Raw genomic sequence first — 5,336 nt, forward strand, 5'->3', positions numbered from 1 at the left:
ATCTTCAGAGATATCTTCGCAACGATTAGTCGTTGGTTCAATACGCAAAATTTGGACAGCATTATCGGCTTGGTCGATAAATTTGATCATGTCACTTTCTTCTAAGAAAGGACCAGATTTAGCGAGATTTTGCTCTTCATTTTCGCACATCACTAAGAGAATTTCATCAGAATTTATAAACACTGGTTTATTCACAAATGCCTCCATACTGCCTATTGGCAAAAGTTATTTTCTAAGATATGGGATTTTGATACCGAAACGGTAATTTAAAGTCAATACCAAAATGGTTATTTTTATTTTTTTATGAGTAGAAAAAATGGATGAAAAATGGTCGATTAATACGCAAATATTGGAACTATGGAATAAATTGACAGAAGATGAAAAAAGAGAGTTTATTCTTTTTTATCTTGATAAAATGAAGAAAGGAGATCAAGAAGTTTAACCTTATTATCGTAGCTTAGATGCTCTAACATATCTTCAATTTGTTCATTTAAGCTATTAGGCTTATTTCCTGAAAACAACAGTTGTTTGGGGGTAATTTTTAAGTGTGGCGCCAAACGTATAGCCCACTCTTTTGTTAATTTTCGTTGTCCATTTTCTAAACGAAAAATTTGTGGCTGACTAGTCCCTACCAATTCGGCTAATTCTTTTGAAGTTAAACCTACTTTTTGTCTGAAAAATTTCAAATTATTCATGATTCTTATCCTAATTAAAAAAAATATCCTTTCAAATGCCAATATGGTAAAATACGCTTGTTTTAATAATACTGATATGGTATAAAGAGGAATGTCTAAACTAAAACTGTATTTATCAAAGAATAATATTACTTATGCCGAGTTTGCTATTTTGGTAGGTGTTACGCAAGCATCTATAGCACGCTATGTGAATAAGAAGCGATTTCCGCATCCTAGGATAATACAAAAAATAGCAGAAGTTACTGATAATTACATAAATCCTAGTGATTGGTATCAAGAGAATTTTTCTTCAATTTCTAAAAGCCGCGTTGTTGATCAGACGGGCGATAGATTGCAGCATTAAGGAGATCAAAATGAGTTTAAATGAAATAATATTGATAGTTGTGTGTGTAGTATTTGGAGCATTGCTTTTATGCGGAGTGATGTTTCGTATTGCATTGCATTATCGCGCGCAGGTTAAGGCTCTTTCAGAGGAGATTCAATATCTTATGGCAAGAGTAAAAAAGGTAAATACTGATTTTATATTAGGGAATAGAAATATAATTTATGAATGTGATGCGGATATAGGAAAGTCTGAAGCAGAAATTAAACAACTGAAGCAAGAGATTGAAGAACGTGACGAGGAAATTAAACAACTGAAACAAAAGACTGAAGAGCATGAAAAGGCGTTCAGAAATGTAAGTGAAGTTGTAATGACACTCGAAGCAGATGTTCAATCACGCGACGAGGAAATTCAAAGACTAACACAAGAGCTTAAACAGCGTGATGAAGCAGTAAAAGAAAATTCTCATAAAAATAAGAAGAGTAAGAAAAAGGGCAAGTAAGGAGAGAAAGATGAGTTTAGTAGCAATTGTTATTTCCTTAATTGCGAATGTGATTTCGTTTTATGCTGTTCATGACTCTTCTAAAAGAGTGCGAAGGCTTAGAAAAGAGCTAGCAGAAAAAAATGAGTTAATAGCGTCACAAAAAGCGTTGATGGAAGGACAGCTAGCAGAAAATGAAGAGAAAATACAACAATTGCAGCAATTGCAACAAAAAGTGCAAGAACGTTTGTTGGAATCTGAACAGAAGAAATCTAAAGAGCAAGAATATTTGACTGAATATGAAAATATTAATGACAATCTTCAAGAGCCTGAAGATGTTCGTGCGCTTGTAAGAGAGTTTGTAAACAAAGCTCCAATTATAAATGAATATAGTGATGAAAAAGATGATGATAGAGCACGAAAGATATTGCAACAATTGATGATGGATGAACAGAGAAAGAATGAAGCAATTCAAATTATTAACGATGTTCATACATGGTTTATGGCAAAAAAAACCGTTACAATTGAAGAATTTAATAAATGGGATAGATCGCAATATTTATTATTTCATCTTGTGAGGCCAAAGCCACTGACATGGGCCGAGTTGGCTGAAAAAAGTATTGAGGAACAACAGCGTTATTGTTCAAATTGGAAAACCATTATTCTTTGAACGTAACAGCTGTAAGAGTTCTGGTTCTGGTTCAAAGTATTGAATATCGCGGACGGGAAAATTCACTTTTTCTGGTGGATTTTGAGGATCTACGGCAGTGTGTTCTAAAGTGAATGTTAGTCTAGATGGTGTATTATTATTTATAGGTGCGATAGTAAGAACCAAGTATAGAGAGCTGGAAACATCAAGGCTAAATACATTAAGAGTATCATATATTTCAGGTTTTACTTTAGGTTTTTTTAAACAGAGAAGTTTGAAATTTTTGGGGGAGATGGTGTGTACCTTTTTATAAGGAGGAAAAGGATAGGATATACTATATGTTGCATGAATAAATCTAAAAAGGCTGTCTTTGTTTATACTAATCGAATTGATTGTAATTGGTTGTTTTGTAGGATTTGCAATGAATAAAGCTATATCGATGAATAAAAATACGTCACTATCGGGATCTTTATATGTTCGCATATATTGTGACAAAACATTAAGTTTTCTTTGCTCTAAAATTTCTGTCTGTTTTTCTAGAACGTTGGTAAGCTTTTCTAGCGCTTGTGCTTGTTGTTTAGTTGATTTAGCTATGTCCATGGCATTAGCTAATTCAGCTTTAAACTTTTCTAGATCTTCCTTTCTTGATTTTTCAGCTTCTATTTTGTCTTCCTTTCTTAATTTCAATGTCTGTTTAATAGAACGAAAAGCAAAAATTGCTGATAATAAAGCACCAACCGAAGAAAGTGCTGAAAATAATACAGAAAACGCTGAAAATAATACAGGATGCTGTTCTATCCAATTTAAAACTGCTTGCATATTTTACACACCGTTCTTTCTTTCATTTTCGGAAAAAAACACTTCTATAAAACACGTTTTATATGGAGCGGCGCGGTGAATAACACGATTCTTTGTTTTGATCTAGGTACGCGGACTGGGTGGGCGATACGTGGTGCAAGTGGTGACATGTTCAGTGGTACCGTGAATTTTCAATCGCGCCGTTTTGAAGGCGGTGGAATGCGTTATTTGCGTTTTAAACAATGGCTATCAGAAATAAAGCAGACAGCAGGTCAAATTGACGCGGTGTATTTTGAAGAGGTGAGGCGTCATAAAGGTACAGATGCAGCGCATGTTTACGGTGGTTTGTTAGCAACGTTAACGGCGTGGTGTGAACAGCATCAGATACCGTATGAGGGGATACCAGTAAGTACAATTAAGAAAGCGACGAGACAGGCAAGGGGAATGCGTCGAAAGAAGAGATGATTAAGGCGATATGTTCCAAAGGTCATGCGCCTTGTGATGATAACGAAGCAGATGCTTTAGCAATTTTATATTTAGTTAAAGAAAGGGAATTGGGGTATGTCCATTAAATTACCATGGACGAGGCTTTTTGCAGACAAGTGGGCAATAGTTGTTGATTATTTGCCTGCTATAGAGGGCAATATCTATATGCGATTACGGTTACGTATGTTGCGTACTGGTGAACCTCTTTTTTATAATATTAAAGTTTTATCTCATTACACTGGTTATTCAGTGAAGAAGTTTGAAGCGGCACTGAATGTTTTGCTTGAAGAAGGATATCTCATTCGTTTAGCAGATGGTCGCTTATGGAATTTAGATGTTGAAGAAGAACTCAACAACCTCCGTGAAGAAGAGCTAGATAATTTCACTTGCAATGATAATAAAGAAAGGGAGGTGAAGTATGTCAACTAAGTTGCCATGGACGAGGCTTTTTTCTTCACAATGGATTGTTGATGTTAGTGGCATGAGTATAGTGGAAAAAGGTCTTTATATGACACTTGTCTTATATATGTATGAAGAGCGCCGCCCTATTATTGAAGATGCTCCCAAATTAGCACGGTGGGCAGGTTGTTCAGTGAGAGTTCTAAAAAATACATTAGACATCTTATTACGCGATGAGAAGATCATACGTTTAGAAGATGGTCGTTTGTGGAGTTTAAGAGTTGAAGAGGAACTCAATAACTCAAATGATAATTTAAATAAGTTTTCAGAAAGAGCACAAAAGGCAGCAAAGGCAAGATGGGATAAAAATATGAATTTACTGATGAGACAATCGAAATTGATGGTCATGTTTTACACCGTATTAGAGCATTAAGAGATTTTGGTTATATGTTTGGGAAGGTTAATGCGGGGGACCTTGGTGGCTTTATTGAAAAGGAAGATAATCTATCACATGAGGGAAGTTGCTGGATTTTTGATAATGCCCGTGTTTATCAAAATGCGCTCGTTACTGATAATGCTTATGTAGCTTGTGATGTTATCGTTAAAGATTCTGCTACGGTTTCTGATAACGCACGTGTTGTAAATAATGTTCATATTTCTGATAATGCAAAAGTTTGTGATAGTGCTGCTATTTACGATAATGTAAAAATTTATGGTAAAGCTTTTGTTGGTGATACCTCTTGTATTAGTGAAAATGTCATCATAAATGGTGCTACTGTAATTGGGGATTCTGATATTGAAAGTGATACCTATTTATCACCTAATGATCTTATTTGTGATAAATTTATTCCCGAAATCGATGATCCATGTTGGTAATTAAACAATAGGGCGCGGCGGGGGCGCCTCCTTATAACCATTTCATTTAAAAATTTGTTTGAATATTAGATTAGGGAGCTACCTATGACCACTAAAAATGTATCCAAAAAATATGAAATTATAGACGAAATAAAAAAAGTTTACGATGCAGAAACCCGTCAACCTAGATACTTTTATCGCATACGCGCATTAAGGGATTTCGATGATGTCAAGGCTGGTGACCTTGGTGGTTTTATTGAGAAGGAAGATAACCTCTCTCATGATGGGAATTGCTGGGTGTATGATGATGCTATTGCAGCATATGATGCTGTCGTTAGTGAAAATGCTAAAATACGTAATGAAGCCGTTGTTGCTCAAAATGCTAAAGTTTATGGTAACGTTGTAGTGAGTGATAAAGCCAAGGTTTATGGTCGTGATACCCATGTTTATGGCAATGCTAAGATTTTTGATAATGCTAGTATTAGTGGTACCATGTGGTTTCGTGGCAAGTGGTGGGTTTATGGCAAGTGTGTGGTTAATGGCAATGCCAAGGTTTATGATCATGCTAAGGTTTGTGGTCAAGTTTGTGATAATGCCGTGGTTTATGGAAAAGCTTTTATTAGTATAGAGGCAAAAATTTATGACAATGCC

At 35.3% G+C, this 5,336-nt stretch carries 8 protein-coding genes and 3 pseudogenes; 8 read left to right on the plus strand and 3 right to left on the minus strand.

Going from position 1 to position 5,336, the window contains the following annotated elements:
- A pseudogene (locus ACFIK1_RS09875) lies at positions 1-195 on the minus strand (hypothetical protein); the annotation flags it as partial.
- A gap of 197 nt (positions 196-392) precedes the next feature.
- Positions 393-695: a helix-turn-helix domain-containing protein gene (locus ACFIK1_RS09880; RefSeq protein WP_375662692.1), complete on the minus strand. Its 303-nt coding sequence runs from the start codon at positions 693-695 to the stop codon at positions 393-395.
- Positions 696-786: 91 nt separating this feature from the next.
- On the opposite strand from ACFIK1_RS09880, the gene ACFIK1_RS09885 reads away from it, so the two are divergent.
- From ACFIK1_RS09885 to ACFIK1_RS09895, 3 genes are read left to right on the plus strand one after another with little or no spacing between them, the layout of a single operon-like run.
- Positions 787-1,038 (plus strand): helix-turn-helix domain-containing protein, encoded by a 252-nt coding sequence (locus ACFIK1_RS09885; protein ID WP_375662693.1) that lies wholly within the window; start codon positions 787-789, stop codon positions 1,036-1,038.
- A 10-nt stretch (positions 1,039-1,048) separates the two neighbouring features.
- Positions 1,049-1,519, plus strand: a complete 471-nt coding sequence (locus ACFIK1_RS09890) for a coiled-coil domain-containing protein (RefSeq protein ID WP_375662694.1) — start codon at positions 1,049-1,051, stop codon at positions 1,517-1,519.
- Positions 1,520-1,529: 10 nt separating this feature from the next.
- On the plus strand, positions 1,530-2,168 hold the full coding sequence (locus tag ACFIK1_RS09895) for a hypothetical protein (RefSeq protein WP_375662695.1): 639 nt from the start codon (positions 1,530-1,532) through the stop codon (positions 2,166-2,168).
- Here ACFIK1_RS09895 and ACFIK1_RS09900 read toward each other — a convergent pair.
- Positions 2,142-2,966 (minus strand): hypothetical protein, encoded by an 825-nt coding sequence (locus ACFIK1_RS09900; protein ID WP_375662696.1) that lies wholly within the window; start codon positions 2,964-2,966, stop codon positions 2,142-2,144. The genes ACFIK1_RS09895 and ACFIK1_RS09900 overlap by 27 nt on opposite strands.
- Before the next feature lie 75 nt (positions 2,967-3,041).
- On the opposite strand from ACFIK1_RS09900, the pseudogene ACFIK1_RS09905 reads away from it, so the two are divergent.
- The 5 genes and pseudogenes from ACFIK1_RS09905 to ACFIK1_RS09925 all read left to right on the plus strand — a co-directional run.
- Positions 3,042-3,517, plus strand: a pseudogene (locus ACFIK1_RS09905) (crossover junction endodeoxyribonuclease RuvC).
- Positions 3,507-3,860 carry a DUF1376 domain-containing protein gene (locus ACFIK1_RS09910; protein WP_375662697.1) on the plus strand — a complete coding sequence of 118 codons (354 nt, stop codon included), beginning with the start codon at positions 3,507-3,509 and terminating at the stop codon, positions 3,858-3,860. The pseudogene ACFIK1_RS09905 and the gene ACFIK1_RS09910 overlap by 11 nt, the downstream one beginning before the upstream one ends.
- Complete coding sequence (locus ACFIK1_RS09915) at positions 3,850-4,263, plus strand: DUF1376 domain-containing protein (protein WP_375662698.1); 414 nt, start codon at positions 3,850-3,852, stop codon at positions 4,261-4,263. Before ACFIK1_RS09910 ends, ACFIK1_RS09915 begins: the two co-directional genes overlap by 11 nt.
- 14 nt (positions 4,264-4,277) lie before the next feature.
- Positions 4,278-4,706: a hypothetical protein gene (locus ACFIK1_RS09920; RefSeq protein ID WP_375662699.1), complete on the plus strand. Its 429-nt coding sequence runs from the start codon at positions 4,278-4,280 to the stop codon at positions 4,704-4,706.
- Positions 4,707-4,790: 84 nt separating this feature from the next.
- Positions 4,791-5,336, plus strand: a pseudogene (locus ACFIK1_RS09925) (hypothetical protein); the annotation flags it as partial.

It is taken from the genome of Bartonella sp. OC16QHHD, assembly GCF_042194035.1.
Taxonomy (GTDB): domain Bacteria; phylum Pseudomonadota; class Alphaproteobacteria; order Rhizobiales; family Rhizobiaceae; genus Bartonella.

Bases quoted from the DNA above. Each gene is read 5' to 3' on its own strand.
- ACFIK1_RS09880 (WP_375662692.1), bottom strand. From the start codon at position 695: ATGAATAATTTGAAATTTTTCAGACAAAAAGTAGGTTTAACTTCAAAA.
- ACFIK1_RS09885 (WP_375662693.1), top strand. From the start codon at position 787: ATGTCTAAACTAAAACTGTATTTATCAAAGAATAATATTACTTATGCC.
- ACFIK1_RS09890 (WP_375662694.1), top strand. From the start codon at position 1,049: ATGAGTTTAAATGAAATAATATTGATAGTTGTGTGTGTAGTATTTGGA.
- ACFIK1_RS09895 (WP_375662695.1), top strand. From the start codon at position 1,530: ATGAGTTTAGTAGCAATTGTTATTTCCTTAATTGCGAATGTGATTTCG.
- ACFIK1_RS09900 (WP_375662696.1), bottom strand. From the start codon at position 2,966: ATGCAAGCAGTTTTAAATTGGATAGAACAGCATCCTGTATTATTTTCA.
- ACFIK1_RS09910 (WP_375662697.1), top strand. From the start codon at position 3,507: ATGTCCATTAAATTACCATGGACGAGGCTTTTTGCAGACAAGTGGGCA.
- ACFIK1_RS09915 (WP_375662698.1), top strand. From the start codon at position 3,850: ATGTCAACTAAGTTGCCATGGACGAGGCTTTTTTCTTCACAATGGATT.
- ACFIK1_RS09920 (WP_375662699.1), top strand. From the start codon at position 4,278: ATGTTTGGGAAGGTTAATGCGGGGGACCTTGGTGGCTTTATTGAAAAG.